Raw genomic sequence first — 16,651 nt, 5'->3', positions numbered from 1 at the left:
TGACGCGCAACGACAGGAGAAAACGTCATGCGAGCCTTCACCCGCCATCTCGCGATTGCTGCCACCCTGATGTCGGTGCTGACCGGCACCGCGTTCGCCGACACGCCATGGCAACAGGCGCATCCGCGCCGCGAAGAGGTCAACCATCGCCTCGCCAACCAGAATCGCCGGATCCACCACGAAGTGAAGGAAGGCGAGATGTCGCACGCACAGGCCGCGCGCCTGCACCGTGACGACCACCGGATCCGCCAGGAAGAGCGGGACATGGCTGCGCAGGATCGCAGCCACATTACCCAGAGCGAAAAGCACGCGCTGAACCAGCAGGAAAATTCGGTCAGCCACAAGATCGGCCAGTAACGCCGGCGAGCGTCGATTCGCCACCGCTTGAAACGCCCGCTGCCGCCGCGCGACAGCGGGTGCTTGTGTATCGAATCGTTTCAGCACGGTGCTCGCGTCAAGTGCCGCGGGTATACTCCGACGTCAGCCGCCTCCCGCATCGACCGTCAAAAACGGCACGATTCCGGCGGTTTCGTCGCGAAGCTCCGCGTTTCGCGTACCCCGCGCCCCCGCCTCGACACGAGACACACGACGATTCCGATCATGAAACGATTCCTGCTGCTCCTGCCCGCCGCCCTGCTCGCCGCCTGCGGTTCCTCGCCCTCGTCCAACTCGGCCGCATCCGGTTCGGCGCCGATGATCTACGTGTCGTCGGCACGTCCGGCCTACGCGATCGCCAACTGCCTCGACAGCCGCCTGTCCGGCACCGAGCAGTCGCAGCACAACGGCGTCACCGACATTACCGTCGGCTCGCGCTCGTATTTCGTCACGCTTACGCCGTCGGCCAACGGCTCGGTCGTCAAGGTCGTGCGCGGCTCCGGCAGCGAGCCGGCCGAGGAAGCGATGCGCTTCGCGATCGCGCGCTGCGTGATCTGAGCACCGCCGGCGCCGGGCGCTCGCCCGGCCTGCCTGCCCCCGCTTGCGCGCCGTCGTGCGCGCGTTGTCGAATATTTTCATCCGGGCCGCCGTCGATGAGAGAATCGCACCACGATTCCTTTTCGATGGAGCCTGCATGAAGCATCTGCTGTCCCGGCTGTTCGTCAGCGCCGCGCTCGTCGCCCTTGTCCCGGCGCTGCCGGCGCAGGCCGCGACGCCGCCCGGCATTTTCGTCGTCGCCACCCAGCTCAGCGAATTCACGACCCTCGACCCGAGCGAAATCTACGAGCTCGTGCCGTCCGAGTACGTCGCGAACACCTACGAACGCCTCGTGCGGGTCGACCTGAAAGACCCGACGCACTTCAACGGACAGATCGCACAATCGTGGACGGTCGGCGCCGACGGGCTCACCTACACGTTCAAGCTGCGCCCCGGCGTCACGTTCCACTCCGGCAACCCGGTGACCGCCGACGACGTCGCATGGTCGCTGCAGCGCACCATCCTGCTCGACAAGGGCCCGGCCGGCGTGCTCGCCGATCTCGGCCTCACGAAGGCGAACGTGATGCAGAAGGTCCGCGCGGTCGACCCGCAGACCTTCGTGCTCGAAACCGACCGCAAATACGCACCGAGCTTCGTGCTGAACGTGCTGAGCGCATGCCCGGCGTCGGTCCTCGACAAGAAGCTGCTGATGTCGCACCAGCAAGGCAACGATTTCGGCAGCGGCTGGCTGAAGACCAACGATGCGGGCTCGGGTCCGTACCAGCTCGTCAAGTGGATGCCGAACGAGAGCATCGTGCTGCAGCGTTTCGAGAAGTACCGCACGCCGTACCCGATGAAGCGCGTCGTGCTGCGCCACGTGCCCGAAGCGTCCGCGCAGCGGCTGCTGCTGGAGAACGGCGACGTGGACGCCGCGCGCAACCTGAGCCCGGACAGCCTCGCCGCGCTGACGAAGGCCGGCAAGATCAAGGTCGCGTCGTGGCCGGTCTCCGCGCTGCTGTACCTGAGCCTGAACACGAAGAACCCGAACCTCGCAAAGCCCGACGTGCAGCAGGCGATGAAGTGGCTCGTCGACTACGACGGCATCCAGCGCAACATCGTCAGCACGACCTACAAGGTGCACGAAACCTTCCTGCCCGAAGGCTTCCTCGGCACGCTGAATGCGAACCCGTACAAGCTCAACGTCGCGAAGGCGAAGGCGCTGCTCGCGAAGGCCGGCTTGCCGAACGGTTTCGACGTGACGATGGACATGCCGAACGACTATCCGTACATCGAGATCGCGCAGGCGCTGCAGGCCAACTTCGCGCAGGGCGGCATCCGCGTGAAGCTGATCCCGGGCGACGCGAAGCAGGTGATCGGCAAGTACCGCGCGCGCCAGCACGACATCTTCATCGGCGAATGGTCGCCCGACTACATGGACCCGAACAGCAATGCGCGCGGCTTCGCATGGAATCCGGACAATTCCGACCAGTCGACCACCAAGATGCTCGCATGGCGCAACAGCTGGGACATCCCGCAACTGACGAAGGACACCGAGGCCGCGCTCGTCGAGCCGTCGCCCGCCAAGCGCGCGCAGCGTTATGAGGCGCTGCAGAAATCCGTGCTCGCGAACTCGCCGTTCATCATCATGTTCGAGAAGGTCGTGCAGGTCGCGACGCGCCCCGGCGCGACGGGGCCGGAGATCGGGCCGATCAACGACCTCGTGTCGTACCGGACGCTGGCCAAGTAACACCCGCCGCCCGCGCTGCCGGCCACCCCGGCGCGCAGGCGCATCACACTTCCAATACGCTTCACTCGGGGGCCCCCACCATGCGCTCGCTACAGGAACTGCGGCTGGAGTTTCTCCAGTACAAGATCGAACCGATCGGCTGGCTCGGCGACAGCCCGTCGCGCTTCGACTTCTATACCGACACGGCCGCCGGATGCGACAGCATCCTCGAGCTGGGCGTCTTCACCGGGCTGACCACGACCGCCTTCATGCTCGCGCAGCCGAAGCGGCTCGTGTCGGTCGACATCACCGACCAGTATTTCCACATCCAGGACGAACTGAAGCACGCGGCAAAGAACCTGTCGATCGACTTCGAATTCAGGATCGCCGACGATCTCGCGATGGAGCCGCTGGCATCCGACCTGCTGTTCATCGACACCACGCATACGTACGAGCAGACGCTCGCCGAGCTGAACCGGTTCGGCCCGCTCGCGCGCAAGAAGATCGTGCTGCACGACATGACCACGTCCGGCGTGTACCAGGCCGTGTTCCAGTGGCTGTGGGACAACAAGCAGTTTCACATCACCTATCACGACAGCCGCGGTTGCGGCGCGGTCGTCTGCGAACGCCACGTCGGCTACTGAGCCGGCGCGCACGACGGAGAGGCACCATGCATTCGAACGGACACGCGGTGTGCGTGGCGATCAACGACAACAACCGCGCCTGGTACGAAATGCTCGTGCCGTTCCTGCTGTCGCTGCGGCAAACCGGCTACGACGGAACCGTGGCGGTCATCGGCTACGGGCTGTCGGAACACAAGCGGCGCATCCTTGCCAGCCAGTCGGTCGACGTGATCGAAGCATCGAGCGCGCATGCGCTGCCGGTCGGCCGCTTCATCGAGGCCGCCGACTATTGCACGCGCAACCCGCAGATCACCCGACTCGCGCTGTACGACGCGGACATCTGGTTCTGCGCGCCGTCGTTCGACCTGTTCTCGCAGATCGAAGACGACCGCCTGTACGCGTGCCCCGACCCGCTGTTCTGCACGTTCGTCGTCACGCCGCTGATCGGCGAGCGGCGCGACCATCACTGGCGTCTCGTCGTCGACGAAGTCACGGCGCGCCACGGCGGTGCGCTGCAGGCCGGGCTCGTGGCCGGCACGACCGCGGCATGGACGCGCTACGCGGAGCACCTGCGCGACTGCGTCGCGCGCATCGGCACCGACTTCCAGGAATGCTTCGGGATCGACACCACGTTCCTGCACCTGTGGGGCGCACGCGGCGAAACCGCGCTGCTCGATCCGGTGCAGAACTTCGTCAGCAAGAACGGCATTCACGAATCGTTCGACGCGCGCGAAGGCATCACGACGCTGCGGTATCAGGGCGAACCGATCCGCGCGCTGCACATGACCGGCGACATCCGCTTCTTCGACCGCTGGCGCTACTACGCGAACCATGTCGACTCCGCGTTGCGCGACGGCCTGCCGTTCGCGCTGTCCGACGGCACGCCGGCGCCGTCCGACGCGATCGTTGCCCGCATCGCCGCGACGGAGTACGTGCGCTCGGCCGGGCTGACCGTCACCGCCGCCGCGCTCGAGGCAAGCGCGGGCGCCTACCTGCAGGCAATCGACGAACCGGGCGGCACGATGCTCGTCGGCAGCGGCAATCACGAGATCGTGTTCACCGCGACCCGCGACATCGAGCGGCTGAACGTGTACATCACGCACCCGTCCGGATCGCCGTCGCCGCTGCGATGCGAAGTGCTGATCGACGGGCACGCGCAGCGCAAAGGCACCGAACTGATGGCGCACTTCTGGTATCGGATCGTGGCCGGCGCCGTCATCACGCTGCGCTCGACGAGCCTCGGCGGCCAGCAGTGCAATGCAATCTGGCGGCTGCGCGAAGCGCCGGACATGCAGCAGTGAAAGACGGGCGTGGTGTCGGGCGCGCGCGCCGGACATCACGTGCGCGGCATGTCGTCGAGACGCTGCGCGGCGAAGCGCAATCCGCCCAGAATGCGCTCGGCGATCCGCGCCGGAAACCCGGCCGGCAACGCCGCGCCGACCGACTCGATCACCTGCGGCGTCGCCGCGACCAGCCGGTCGACGATCGGTGTCGCGATATCGCCGAGCAGGCATTGTTCAGCCATCGCGGTAAAGTGCCGACGCGTGATGTCGCGCATCGCATAGTGCTTGCGTCTGCCGTGCACGGCCATCGCGAGCTTCGCCTTGTGCCACGACCACTGATTCGCACCGTCGCCTTCGACCGGCCAGATCGACATCACGTCGTAGAGCGGCGTGAGGCGGAAACGTCCGCCCGGCAGCAAGCGCAGGCTGAAGTTCTTCGCATGCCCGTCCGGCGCGGCGAGCATCCAGAACACGACGAGCGCGCTGAACAATGTATCGAGATCCGGCTGCGCAGCCTCGGATCGACGCAGGATGGCGGCCAGATCCGGCACGCCCGGGCCGCCCTGCGATTCGTATTTCAAATGCGGCGGCACGCCGAGCGCCTGACAGAAGTCCTCTTGCGGCAAGCGCAACAACCAGCCGCCGTCACGATGCGGCACGCGATCGAAACGCTCGACCGACAGCACCTTGTGTTCGCCGAAATGCACGATTTCGGCACGAGCCGTCGGCAAACCGTACGCGCGCAGGATCGCCAGACACAGCCATTCATTCTCGACGGATGCCGTAAGATCTGCGCGCTTGTTGCCAACCAGCCCGAGCGGTAGCTTGAGAATATGCGTCGTCGGCGTCGCGCCATGCGGGCGCATCCATCGTCCCGCGTGAAACAGCAGCGCGGTCTTTTCCTGCGCGCCGGCCAGCGACAGGCGGAAATCGTCGTCGTCCTCGGCACCTGCCGCCACCCCGCTCGCCTGATCGAGCGCGCGCGCCACCTCGTCGTCGGACAACGGCGTACCGTCGATCCGGTCATGGCCGGTCGGTGTTTCATCCTCGCCGAGCAACTGCACCGCGCCGACGCAATCCCGTCCGAGCGCAGCGAGCAGATCGAACGGCTCGATCGTCGCCGTGCCGAACCGGGACGCAAGCCGGCGACGGATGGCATCGCTGTCGGGCAGCAGATTGTCGAAGTAGTGATTCACGCGCGCGCCACGCAACGGCGCGTCACCGACCCCGAACGGTAGCGACAGCGACAGCGGACGCCCGGCATCGGACTGCTTCCAGCCGGTGTCGTACAACAGTTCCACGTCGCCGCGCGCGGGAATCCGCCATGTCCCAACCCGCCGGCCGTTGGCCCAGATCGACAGTGCGCGGGTGTGCGATTTACGTCCCACCGCTCACCACTCGACGTCGGCAGCGTCGCGCCCGTCCTTCGTTCGGATGCTGAGTTCGAGGCCGTACAGCGCGGTCAATTCGAGCAGTTGGCGAAGCGACAGGCTTTCGGTGCGCATGCTCTCGAGCGACGACAGGCGCGACTGGCCGACGCCGATGCGCATCGCCGCCTCGGCCTGCGTCAGCCCCTTGGCCTGACGCGCGGACGACAGGATTTCACCCAGTTGACCGGGAGTATTGACGATAAGATTCACGGTATGGGTCCAGTAGGTAATCAATGCAGTATATCTCTGACAGACATAAATGCAAATTATTCCTATCAGAGATAAATGCAAAGTATGCCTGACAGGCATAATTTTCGCTGCCTCACTTCACGATCCTGTCGTCGAACACGTCCGCCAACCTATCACCCTCCGCTAAACCATAGTTTTTATCTGCTGGCGCAGAGGATTTTGGCTTTGTTAGATGGATGACATCGAATCATCCGATGACAACAATCCAACATCCCGATGACCTGCGCGTTCGCCCATACCGTCGAATCCCGCTTTGCCGAGCTGACGCCAACCGCGAAGCGTATCGCGAGCTACATGCTCGCGAACCTCGACCGGCTCGGGCTCGAAACGGCCGACCAGATCGCGCAGCAGACCGGCACCAGCGGCATCTCGGTCGGGCGCTTCCTGCGCAGCGTCGGCTACCGGAACCTCGACGACCTGAAACGCGAACTGCGCGGCGGCAGCGACCGTCCGTGGATGATCACCGATCGTCTCGACGAATACCGGCGCACCAACGGCACGCACCCGAGCACCGCCGCCAACACGCGCAGCGACGGCACGCTTGCGTCGTCGCTCGAGCGCGAACTCGACGCGATCCGTCACGTGTACCGGCTCGCCGAAGAACCGGTGTTCGCGCAGGTCGCGGACCGGATCGCGCAGGCCGACGCCGTGTTCATCCTCGGTATCCAGTCGACCCGCGGTATCAGCAATGCGTTCAGCAGTTATCTCGAATACCTGCGCCCGCGCGTGTTCTATTCCGACGGGCAATCGGGCTCGTACGTCGACTCGCTGAATTCCGAGTTCGAGCGGCCGTACTGCATCGTCACCGATACGCGCGCGTATTCGCGCAGCGCGCGCCGCTATTGCCAGGCGGCCGCGGAGCGCGGCCAGCCGTTCGCGCTGGTCACCGACCTCTACTGCCCGTGGGCGCGCGAATGGCCGGCCGACCTGTTGCAGGTGAAGACCGACGTCGGCCAGTTCTGGGATTCGCTCGCGCCGCTCACCTGCCTGTTCAACCTGCTGATCACGGCCGTGGTCGACCGCCTCGGCCCCGCGATCGACCGCCGTGTCGCGCGCAACCGCGAACTGCAGCACACGTTCGACCAATTCGAATCCTGAGCGACCCCGAACCGCCGATGACCCATCCCCGCCTCGTCGAAATCACGCCCGCCACGCATCGCGTCGACATCGACCTCGTCTACGCGACCGACCGCAACCTGACCGGCAAGCCGATCTACCGCCACGCGCACTGCCTGCTGCTCGAACCGGCCGAAGCCGCACTGCGCCGCGCGGTCGACGTCGCCGCACAGGCCGGCTTCACGCTGCGGATCTACGACGCATACCGGCCGCCGCAGGCGCAGCAGGTGCTGTGGGATTTCCTGCCCGATCCGAACTTCGTCGCCGATCTCGGTCGCGGCTCGAATCACAGCCGCGGCACCGCGCTCGACCTGACGCTGGTGGGCGCCGACGGCGCGCCGCTCGACATGGGCACCGGCTTCGACGAAATGGTGGCCGCGTCGGGCCATTTCCACGCGGGGCTGCCCGACGCAGTGCAACGCAACCGGCTGCTGCTGCTCGGCGTGATGCACGCGGCCGGCTTCACGCATATCGACAGCGAGTGGTGGCACTACGAACTGCCCGGCTCGCACGCACTGCCGCAGATCGACAACGCGGCGAGCGGCCCGTGGCGCCTGATGTAACGACGATGCATGCCCTCTTTCACCGTTCACGTACAACGACTTCAACGACAACTGGAGAAGCGCACATGAAACCCCTGACCTCCCGGCTCGTCGCGGCGCTGGCCGCCGCGTCCGTTCTCGCCGTCGCTCCGCTTTCCGCCGCGCACGCGGAAACGCCGAAGGACATGTTCGTGATGGCCACGCTGCTCGACGAATTCACGACGCTCGATCCGGGCGAGATCTACGAACTGGTGCCGGAGGAATATGTCGCGAACACGTACGACCGGCTCGTGCGTGTCGACCTGCGCGATCCGTCCAAATTCAACGGCGACGTCGCGCAGTCGTGGACGGTGAGCCCCGACGGGCTGACCTACACGTTCAAGCTGCGCCCCGGCCTGAAGTTCCACTCCGGCAATCCGCTGACGGCCGACGACGTCGCATGGTCGATCCAGCGCGCGGTGCTGCTCGACAAGGGCCCGGCTGCCGTGCTGACCGGCATCGGCCTCACGAAGGCGAACGTCGCCGCGAACGTGAAGAAGCTCGACGACCTGACGGTGTCGGTCACGACCGACCACAAATACGCGCCGACCTTCGTGCTGAACGTGCTCGGCTCGTGGCCCGCGTCGGTGGTCGACAAGAAGCTGCTGCTGTCGCACCAGCAGGGCAACGACTTCGGCAATGCGTGGCTGAAGACCAACGAGGCCGGCTCCGGCGCGTACAAGCTCGTCAAGTGGACGCCCAGCGACAGCATCGTGCTGCAGCGTTTCGACGGCTACCGGCTGCCGCTCGCGATGAAACGCATCGTGCTGCGCCACGTGCCCGAAGCGGCAAGCCAGCGCCTGCTGCTCGAGAACGGCGATGTCGACGCCGCGCGCGACCTGAGCCCCGACGATCTCGCCTCGGTCGTGAAATCCGGCAAGGCGAAGGTCACGGCCTCGCCGCAGGCAACGCTGCTGTACCTCGGGCTGAACACGAAGAACCCGACGCTCGCGAAGCCCGACGTGCAGGAAGCGCTGAAGTGGCTGGTCGACTATTCGGGCATCCAGGCCAACGTCGTGAAGACGACCTACAAGGTGCACCAGACCTTCCTGCCCGAAGGCTTCCTCGGCACGCTGAATTCGAATCCGTACAAGCTCGACGTCGCAAAGGCGAAGGCGCTGCTCGCGAAGGCCGGCGTGCCCAACGGCTTCTCGGTGACGATGGACGTGCGCAACGACTATCCGTACACGGAGATCGCGCAGGCCGTGCAGGCGAACTTCGCGCAAGCCGGCGTCAAGGTGCAGCTGATTCCGGGCGACAACAAGCAGACGCTCGCGAAATACCGCGCGCGCCAGCACGACATCTATATCGGCGAATGGTCGGCCGACTACATCGACCCGCACAGCAACGCGCAGGGTTTTGCATGGAACCCCGACAACTCCGACAAGTCGAGCTATAAAATGCTGGCCTGGCGCAACAGCTGGGACATCCCGCAACTGACGAAGGAAACCGACACCGCGCTCGCCGAACCGACGGCCGCGAAACGCGCGCAGCTGTATCAGACGATGCAGAAGGAGATGCTCGCGCGCTCGCCGTTCGTGATCATGTTCGAGAAAGTCGCGCAGGTCGCGACCCGGCCCGGCGTGAGCGGGCTCGAAGTCGGACCGATCAACGATCTCGTGTCGTACCGCAACCTGAAGAAGCAATAAGATTCGCCGCATGTCGACTCCCGCCTCCTCCCTCGAAGCGCTGCGCACGTTGCCCGCGCGGCGCCCGGCCGTACGCTGGGCGCTGCGCGTGCTGCGCTGGGCGCTCACGCTCGCCGTCACGTTCGCGGGCCTGCTCGCGCTGACGTTCGTGATCGGCCGCAAGGTGCCGATCGATCCCGTGCTCGCGATCCTCGGCGATCGCGCGTCGGCCGAGGCGTACGCGGCCGAACGCATCGCGCTCGGCCTCGACAAGCCGCTCGTCACGCAATTCCTGATCTACGCGCGCGACGTGCTGCACGGCAATCTCGGCATGTCGCTGCTGACCGCGAACCCCGTGCTCGACGACATCAAGCGCGTGTTCCCGGCCACGCTCGAACTCGCGTCGATCGCCACCCTGATCGGCATCGCGATCGGCGTGCCGCTCGGCGTCGTGGCCGCGGTCAAGCACAACCGGCCGATCGACCACGTCGCGCGCTTCGTCGGGCTGATCGGCAACTCGGTGCCGGTGTTCTGGCTCGGGCTGATGGGGCTGCTGCTGTTCTATGCGCGGCTGCACTGGGTCGCCGGCCCCGGCCGGCTCGACCCCGCGTACGACGGGATGGTCGACACGCACACCGGCAGCCTGCTGATCGACTCGGCACTCGCCGGCGAGTGGGACGTGTTCCGCAACGCGGTGTCGCACATCGCGCTGCCGGCCGCGATCCTCGGCTACTACTCGGTGGCCTACCTGAGCCGGATGACACGCTCGTTCATGCTCGACCAGCTGAGCCAGGAATACATCGTCACCGCGCGCGCGAAGGGCTTGTCCGAGCGCCGCGTGATCTGGCGGCACGCGTTCGGCAACATCGCGGTGCCGCTGCTGACCGTGATCGCGCTCACCTACAGCAACCTGCTCGAAGGCTCGGTGCTGACCGAGATCGTGTTCGCCTGGCCGGGGATCGGCTCGTACCTGACGGGTGCGCTGCTGAACGCCGACATGAACGCGGTGCTCGGCGCGACGCTCGTGATCGGCGCGATGTTCATCACCGTCAACCTGCTGACCGATGCGCTGTACCGCGTGTTCGATCCGCGCGCACGCTGAGGATCGTTTCGACATGCCCGTTTCCACCCTGCTTCTTCCATCGTCCATGCCGAAGGTCGCCCGATCATGAATGCCGAGCGTCTCACGCTGCGTGCGTGGCTTCTCTCCGATGCGCCCGCATCGCGCTCGCAGGCCGCGTTCGGCCTCGCGTATCGCCGCTGGCGCCGTTTCGCCGTCAATCCGCTCAACCTGTTCGGGCTCGCGATCCTGGTCGCGCTGATCGTCGTTGCGATCCTCGGCCCGCTGATCATGCCGCACGATCCGCTGCACCAGGTGCTGCCCGACCGACTGCTGCCGCCCGGCTCGCCGTCGCACTGGCTCGGCACCGACCAGCTCGGCCGCGACATCCTCTCGCGGATGATCGCCGGCTCGCGGCTCACGCTCGGCATCGCGGTCCTTGTCGTCGTGATCGTGGTGCCGATCGGCCTGCTGATCGGCACGACGGCCGGCTATTGCGGCGGCTTCGTCGACAGCGTGCTGGTGCGCTTCACCGACATCGCGCTCGCGTTCCCGAAGATCGTGCTCGCGCTCGCGTTCGCCGCCGCACTCGGGCCGGGCGTGATCAATGCGGTCGTCGCGATCTCGATCACCGCGTGGCCCGCGTATGCGCGGCTCGCGCGCGCGGAGACCATTCGCGTCGCGCAGGCCGACTATATTCACGCGGCGCGGCTGCAAGGCGCGTCGGGCCCGCGCATCCTGCTGCGCTACATCATGCCGCTCTGCATGTCGTCGGTGATCGTGCGCGCGACGCTCGACATGGCCGGCATCATCCTGACCGTCGCGGGCCTGGGTTTCCTCGGCCTCGGCGCGCAACCGCCGAGCCCCGAATGGGGCTTCATGGTCGCGTCGGGCCGCAACGTGCTGCTCGACGCGTGGTGGGTCGCGACGCTGCCCGGCGTGGCGATCCTGCTCGTCAGCCTCGCGTTCAACCTGCTCGGCGACGGGCTGCGCGACGTCTTCGATCCCCGTCATGGAGCGTGACATGCCAGTGAATTCCGTCCACGCATCCGCGCCGCTTTGCGAGATCGACGGCCTGAAGATCGGCTTTCGCGGGCACGACGGCGTCGTCACCGACGCGGTGCGCGACCTGTCGCTGACGCTCGCGCCCGGCGAACGGCTCGGCATCGTCGGCGAATCAGGCTCCGGCAAATCGCTGACGGGCCGCGCACTGCTCGGGTTGCTGCCCGAATCCGCGCGCTGCTCGGCGCGCACGATGCGCTTCGCGGGCCACGACCTGCTCGCGATGTCGCCGCGCGAGCGCCGGCGCCTGTGCGGCAGCCAGATGGGCATGATCCTGCAGGACCCGAAGTATTCGCTGAACCCGGTGATGAGCGTCGCCAAGCAGATGGGCGAAGCGTTCCGTCTGCACGAGCCGGGGCTGCGCGGCCGCGCATTGCGCGAGCGGATCGTCGAGGCGCTCGAGGCCGTGCAGATCCGCGATCCGGCGCGCGTCGCCGATGCGTATCCGCATGAATTGTCCGGCGGCATGGGCCAGCGCGTGATGATCGCGATGATGGTGTCGACCGGCCCGCGCCTCTTGATCGCGGACGAACCGACCTCCGCGCTCGACGTCGCGGTGTCGATGCAGGTGCTCGCGGTGCTCGACGCGATGATCGCGCGGCACGGCACGGGCCTGATGTTCATCAGCCACGACCTGCCGCTCGTGATGTCGTTCTGCGATCGCGTCGCGGTGATGTATGCGGGCCGCGTGGTCGAGACCTGCGCCGCGCGCGACCTGCGCCACGCGACGCATCCCTATACACGCGGGCTGCTCGCGGCGAATCCGCCGCTCGTGAACCCGCCCGACGAATTGCCGGTGCTGCGGCGCGATCCGGCGTGGCTCGACGCCGCGTCGCCCGCATCCGCGCCGACCGAACCGCAGGAGGCCGCACGATGATCGACGTCGATCACGTCTCGATCCGTTTTCCGACCCGCACGGGCCATGTCGACGCCGTGCGCGATGCGAGCTTCGCGGTGCGCGACGGCGAAGTGTTCGGGCTCGTCGGCGAGTCGGGCTCGGGCAAGTCGACGCTGCTGCGCGCGCTGACGGGCCTCGTGCCGCTCGCGGGCGGCAGCCTGTCGATCGACGGCCGGCCGGTCGGCGGCACGCTCGAGCGCGCGTTCCGCCGCCACGTGCAGATGGTGTTCCAGGATCCGTACGCGTCGCTGCATCCGCGCTTCACGGTCGATCAGACGCTGCGCGAGCCGCTGTCGATCCACAGGATCGACGACGCCGACGCACGCATCGCCCGCGCGCTGGCCGAAGTCGGGCTCGGCCCGACGTTCCGCTTCCGCTACCCGCACCAGCTGTCGGGCGGCCAGCGCCAGCGTGTCGCGATCGCGCGCGCGCTGATCGTCGAGCCGCGCGTGCTGCTGCTCGACGAGCCGACCTCCGCGCTCGACGTATCGGTGCAAGCCGAGATCCTGAACCTGCTGCGCCGCCTGCATCGCGAACGCAACCTGACGATGATCCTCGTCAGCCACAACCTCGCGGTGATCGGCTTCCTGTGCCAGCGCGTCGCGGTGATGCAGCATGGCGAGATCGTCGAACAGCTGCGGATCGAGGACGTGCGCGCCGAACAGGTCGCACGCGACTACACGCGCACGCTGCTGCGCGCGACCGAGGGCTATCGCCGGCTCGACCCGGCCGTCGACGCGCCTGCTGCCTGACACGCGTCGCACGACGATAGTTTCGACCGGTCGCACGCGCGAACGTCGCATGACGCGCCGCGCCCGCAACGCGACCGGCAAGCTGCTGACGCTGCAAAAATCGCACACGGTGGCGCGCTACAACCCGGCCACCGGCGGATTGCCGTCGATTCGACTCCGGGCGTCCTACCTGCAAACGGCCGCGAAGATCGGCGGCGGTTCCGTTCATGCCGCGGCGCAGGTACTGCCCGACTATCAATGAACGGCATGCGCCCCCGGGCAATGCGGACATCCGCACGACACGGCGCAATGCGATACTCGCGCTGCAGCACGCCAGATTGCCGACACCGGGAACCCCGGCGTGCCGCACGAGTCCACTTCCTTTCGTCAACAGCTACAGGGAGGCATTCATGCTGCAATTCATCGAAACCCTGGTGGTCGGGCTCATCGTCGGCCTCCTCGCGCGCGCGCTCAAGCCCGGCGACGACAAGATGGGCATCCTGATGACCATCGTGCTCGGCATCGTCGGCTCGCTCGTCGCGGGTTACGTCGGCCGCGCCGCCGGCTGGTACGCACCAGGCCAGGGCGCCGGCTGGATCGCGTCGATCATCGGCGCGATCGTGCTGCTCGTGATCGTCGGCGCGGTACGCAAGCGCGCGGGCTGATAGCCGCATCCCCCGCTTCAACACCGGACGGCCGCTCATCCCGAGCGGCCGTTTCCTTTTGGATCGTCGCGATTCACCGGATCGCGGACTCGTTGAGTTCTCAACGATTGACCTGCGAACGACGCGTCCATCGGCGCCCGTTCCGCAAGCGTACGCCACCGGCAATACCCTGACTTGCGGACGCACAAATATGAGATAAATTGATTGAAGGAATACGGCGTCATTTGCTTCCTGCCGTTATTTCGGGTTTTCCATTCAAGAGGTTCGATGAAGTTGCCGTTTACGCATTCAGCATCGCAGCGTTGACGGACTGCCATTCGAGCGGCCCCGCTGTGACGCGCTTCCTCTCTGGAGCCTGTCATGAAGCATCGCCTGTTTGCCGCCTCGTTCGTCCTGGCTGCCGCGCTTCTGGCCTCGTCCTCTTCATTTGCAGCCGGCGCGTCCGGCGTCATTCACTTCACCGGCATGATCGTCGAGCCGCCGTGTTCGTTCGCACTCGATACGGCCGACGCCGCGCATGCGCACGTGCGCCCCGACTGCCCGCGCCCGGCGAACGGGCAGGTTGCGTTCGTCGACGCGGCCAGCCTGCGTACGATCAAGACCACGACCTTTACGCAGGCCTCGCGCGCAATCGTTTTACCTGACCGCCCAGGCAACGATCATGCACCGATGATCGCCGTCGTGACTTACCAGTGAGGCTCGCCCGAGATGCCGCGCATCAATCGCGATGGGCCGCGATCCAGTCACTGAACGCGCGGATCTTCTGCTGGCTGCCGATGCTCTCGGGATAGACGAAGAAGTAGCGTGCGCCCGTTTCGAGCACGATGTCGAACGGCCGCTCGAGCCGGCGGGCGCTGACGTCGTCGTCGACCAGCGTCACATCGCCGATCGCCACGCCGAAGCCCTGCATCGCCGCGTTGGTCGCGAGATCGAGCGTGTCGAAGGTCGGCCCCCGCTCCGCATCGACCGCGCGCTCGCCCGCGTGTTCGAGCCAGGCACGCCAGTCGCGATGGTCGCGCGTCGGATGCAGCAGCGTATGGCGCGCGAGATCGCCGACCGCATCGAGCGGCGACGCCTGCCGCAGCTCCGGCGCGCATACCGGCGTCAACCGTTCGTCGAACAGCGGCAGCGCGGATACGCCCGCACCCGGCGACATGCCGTAGACGATCGCCGCATCGAACGGCTCGGTCGAGAAATCGACGACGTGCTGCCACGCGGTCGTGATCTGCACATGGAGATCGGGATGTTCGCCCTGGAAGCGCATGATGCGCGGCAGCATCCAGCGCATCACGCAGGTCGGCACCTTCAGCGCGAGATCGGTGCGCTGCCGCGTGAGCTTCATCGAAACGTCCTCGATCCGCGCGAAGCTCTCGTCGACCACCGGCAGCAATTGCTCGCCCTCCGCCGTCAGCGTGAGGCCCTTCGCATGGCGCTTGAACAACGGAAAACCGTAATGCGCCTCGAGCGTCTGGATCTGCCGGCTCACCGCGCCCTGCGTGAGGCACAGCTGCTCGGCCGCGCGCGTGAAGCTGCGGTGGCGGGCCACCGTCGAGAAGATCTGCAACGCGTGCAGGGGCGGAAGTCGGCGCATGACGAAGCGGGTAAACGGAAAACCGCGCGCCGGCACCGGCGCGCGCTGACCGACACGATAAGCCAAACGCCGGCTTTGCGCGAGGTGTGCCGCGCTCAGGCCGCCGTCGGGATGAGCGCGCGCGATGCGATGCGCGCGGCCGACGCGACGACGTCGGCACGCGCCGGCGCATCGGCACGCGGCTGCGTGAACGAGATGGCCATCACGATCGGCGCGCGCGACGGCGGCCAGACCACCGCCACGTCGGTCGTCGTGCCGTAACCGCCGCTGCCGGCCTTGTCCGCGATGCGCCAGCCGGGCGGCACGCCGGCCGCGATCCCGGTCGCGCCGCGCGCGCCGCCGGCCAGCCACGCCGTCAACTGCGCGCGCTGCGGCTCGCCCAGCGTGTCACCGAGCAGCAGACGCTTCATCATGTCGACCATCGCGACCGGTGTCGACGTATCGCGCACGTCGTGCGGCGCGGCGTCGTTCAGCTCGGGCTCCCAGCGGTCGAGGCGGAACGTGGTGTCGCCACTCTCGTGTGCGAACGCGGTCACGGCCTGCGGGCCGCCAAGCACGTTCATCAGCAGATTGCCGGCGCCCTTGTCGCCCGACTGCAGCATCGCGACGCACAGCTGCGCGATCGTCATCCCCGTGTCGACGTGGCTTTCCGTCACCGGCGAGCCGGTGACGACGTCGTAGCGGCGATACAGGATGCGGCGCGGCAGCAGCGATGCGTCGAGTGCGCCGCGCGCGAGTATCGCGGCGGCGGCGGAAACCGCATAGGTCCCGCACAGCGGGAAGCGCTCGCGTGCGTGATACGCGATGCGCGTGCCGTCCGACGTATCGAGCACGGCGACGCCGAGCCGGCCATTCGATGTTTTTTCGAGCGTGGCGAGATCGGCTTGTGCGGCATGGGCGCGACCCTGGTCGGCCACGGGCGCCGACGAGCACGCGGCGACGAACGGTGCGACGACGGCGGCGAGCAACAGCGAGCGGCGTGTCGGAGAGTGTTCCATGGATGTGTGGTGTTCTGTCGGAAACGGTGGCACGAAGCAACGCAGGCGCGCAACACGACAACCCGACGATGCGCGCCGGTTCACGCCGACGGCCGGCT

At 66.9% G+C, this 16,651-nt stretch carries 20 protein-coding genes; 15 read left to right on the top strand and 5 right to left on the bottom strand.

Annotated features, from left to right (window positions below):
* Positions 1–27: 27 nt before the first annotated feature.
* The 5 genes from BX604_RS17025 to BX604_RS17005 all read left to right on the top strand — a co-directional run bounded on the left by BX604_RS17025 (position 28) and on the right by BX604_RS17005 (position 4,562).
* Entirely contained in the window at positions 28–357 is a 330-nt protein-coding gene (locus BX604_RS17025; RefSeq protein WP_098551812.1) for a hypothetical protein, read from the top strand.
* A gap of 243 nt (positions 358–600) precedes the next feature.
* The gene (locus tag BX604_RS17020; RefSeq protein ID WP_098551811.1) at positions 601–933 is read left to right on the top strand and encodes a sugar ABC transporter ATPase; all 333 of its coding nucleotides are present in this window, start codon (positions 601–603) and stop codon (positions 931–933) included.
* Between the two features lie 136 nt (positions 934–1,069).
* Entirely contained in the window at positions 1,070–2,659 is a 1,590-nt protein-coding gene (locus BX604_RS17015) for an ABC transporter substrate-binding protein (protein ID WP_098551810.1), read from the top strand.
* Positions 2,660–2,739: 80 nt separating this feature from the next.
* Complete coding sequence (locus BX604_RS17010; protein WP_098551809.1) at positions 2,740–3,282, top strand: class I SAM-dependent methyltransferase; 543 nt, start codon at positions 2,740–2,742, stop codon at positions 3,280–3,282.
* Positions 3,283–3,308: 26 nt separating this feature from the next.
* Positions 3,309–4,562: a hypothetical protein gene (locus BX604_RS17005; protein ID WP_098551808.1), complete on the top strand. Its 1,254-nt coding sequence runs from the start codon at positions 3,309–3,311 to the stop codon at positions 4,560–4,562.
* A 35-nt stretch (positions 4,563–4,597) separates the two neighbouring features.
* Here BX604_RS17005 and BX604_RS17000 read toward each other — a convergent pair whose 3' ends face one another.
* Together BX604_RS17000 and BX604_RS16995 are read right to left on the bottom strand one after the other, a co-directional pair.
* A complete protein-coding gene (locus tag BX604_RS17000) occupies positions 4,598–5,932 on the bottom strand; it encodes a type II toxin-antitoxin system HipA family toxin (protein WP_098551807.1) in 1,335 nt (444 codons plus the stop codon).
* A gap of 3 nt (positions 5,933–5,935) precedes the next feature.
* A complete protein-coding gene (locus BX604_RS16995; protein ID WP_098552932.1) occupies positions 5,936–6,184 on the bottom strand; it encodes a helix-turn-helix domain-containing protein in 249 nt (82 codons plus the stop codon).
* A 255-nt stretch (positions 6,185–6,439) separates the two neighbouring features.
* Between BX604_RS16995 and sapR the strand changes: the two genes are divergently transcribed.
* The 9 genes from sapR (at position 6,440) to BX604_RS16950 (ending at position 13,964) form a co-directional block, all read left to right on the top strand.
* Entirely contained in the window at positions 6,440–7,321 is an 882-nt protein-coding gene (gene sapR / locus BX604_RS16990; protein WP_098551806.1) for a sap1 transcriptional regulator SapR, read from the top strand.
* Between the two features lie 17 nt (positions 7,322–7,338).
* On the top strand, positions 7,339–7,902 hold the full coding sequence (ddpX, locus tag BX604_RS16985; protein WP_098551805.1) for a D-alanyl-D-alanine dipeptidase: 564 nt from the start codon (positions 7,339–7,341) through the stop codon (positions 7,900–7,902).
* A 65-nt stretch (positions 7,903–7,967) separates the two neighbouring features.
* Positions 7,968–9,569, top strand: a complete 1,602-nt coding sequence (locus tag BX604_RS16980; protein ID WP_098551804.1) for an ABC transporter substrate-binding protein — start codon at positions 7,968–7,970, stop codon at positions 9,567–9,569.
* Positions 9,570–9,579: 10 nt separating this feature from the next.
* The gene (locus tag BX604_RS16975; protein ID WP_098551803.1) at positions 9,580–10,650 is read left to right on the top strand and encodes an ABC transporter permease; all 1,071 of its coding nucleotides are present in this window, start codon (positions 9,580–9,582) and stop codon (positions 10,648–10,650) included.
* A 66-nt stretch (positions 10,651–10,716) separates the two neighbouring features.
* Positions 10,717–11,631 carry a nickel transporter permease gene (gene nikC, locus BX604_RS16970; RefSeq protein ID WP_098551802.1) on the top strand — a complete coding sequence of 305 codons (915 nt, stop codon included), beginning with the start codon at positions 10,717–10,719 and terminating at the stop codon, positions 11,629–11,631.
* A gap of 1 nt (position 11,632) precedes the next feature.
* Positions 11,633–12,547 carry an ABC transporter ATP-binding protein gene (locus BX604_RS16965; protein ID WP_098551801.1) on the top strand — a complete coding sequence of 305 codons (915 nt, stop codon included), beginning with the start codon at positions 11,633–11,635 and terminating at the stop codon, positions 12,545–12,547.
* The gene (locus BX604_RS16960) at positions 12,544–13,320 is read left to right on the top strand and encodes an ABC transporter ATP-binding protein (RefSeq protein WP_098551800.1); all 777 of its coding nucleotides are present in this window, start codon (positions 12,544–12,546) and stop codon (positions 13,318–13,320) included. The genes BX604_RS16965 and BX604_RS16960 overlap by 4 nt, the downstream gene beginning before the upstream one ends.
* A 49-nt stretch (positions 13,321–13,369) precedes the next feature.
* Positions 13,370–13,561 (top strand): hypothetical protein, encoded by a 192-nt coding sequence (locus tag BX604_RS16955; RefSeq protein WP_257146347.1) that lies wholly within the window; start codon positions 13,370–13,372, stop codon positions 13,559–13,561.
* Between the two features lie 148 nt (positions 13,562–13,709).
* On the top strand, positions 13,710–13,964 hold the full coding sequence (locus BX604_RS16950; protein WP_044843241.1) for a GlsB/YeaQ/YmgE family stress response membrane protein: 255 nt from the start codon (positions 13,710–13,712) through the stop codon (positions 13,962–13,964).
* A gap of 35 nt (positions 13,965–13,999) precedes the next feature.
* On the opposite strand, the gene BX604_RS38425 is transcribed toward BX604_RS16950, so the two are convergent.
* On the bottom strand, positions 14,000–14,326 hold the full coding sequence (locus tag BX604_RS38425) for a hypothetical protein (RefSeq protein WP_143748054.1): 327 nt from the start codon (positions 14,324–14,326) through the stop codon (positions 14,000–14,002).
* On the opposite strand from BX604_RS38425, the gene BX604_RS16945 reads away from it, so the two are divergent.
* The gene (locus BX604_RS16945; protein ID WP_098551799.1) at positions 14,325–14,660 is read left to right on the top strand and encodes a hypothetical protein; all 336 of its coding nucleotides are present in this window, start codon (positions 14,325–14,327) and stop codon (positions 14,658–14,660) included. The two genes, BX604_RS38425 and BX604_RS16945, sit on opposite strands and share 2 nt — an antisense overlap.
* A gap of 22 nt (positions 14,661–14,682) precedes the next feature.
* On the opposite strand, the gene BX604_RS16940 is transcribed toward BX604_RS16945, so the two are convergent.
* Positions 14,683–15,555: a LysR substrate-binding domain-containing protein gene (locus BX604_RS16940; RefSeq protein ID WP_098552931.1), complete on the bottom strand. Its 873-nt coding sequence runs from the start codon at positions 15,553–15,555 to the stop codon at positions 14,683–14,685.
* 95 nt (positions 15,556–15,650) lie between these two features.
* Positions 15,651–16,553: a class A beta-lactamase gene (gene bla, locus BX604_RS16935; protein ID WP_098551798.1), complete on the bottom strand. Its 903-nt coding sequence runs from the start codon at positions 16,551–16,553 to the stop codon at positions 15,651–15,653.
* Between the last annotated feature and the right edge of the window lie 98 nt (positions 16,554–16,651).

This window comes from Burkholderia sp. JKS000303 (genome assembly GCF_002563755.1).
GTDB lineage: Bacteria > Pseudomonadota > Gammaproteobacteria > Burkholderiales > Burkholderiaceae > Burkholderia > Burkholderia anthina_B.
Note: the sequence above shows the minus strand (reverse complement) of the source record. Positions and strands in the feature narration are given on the sequence as shown.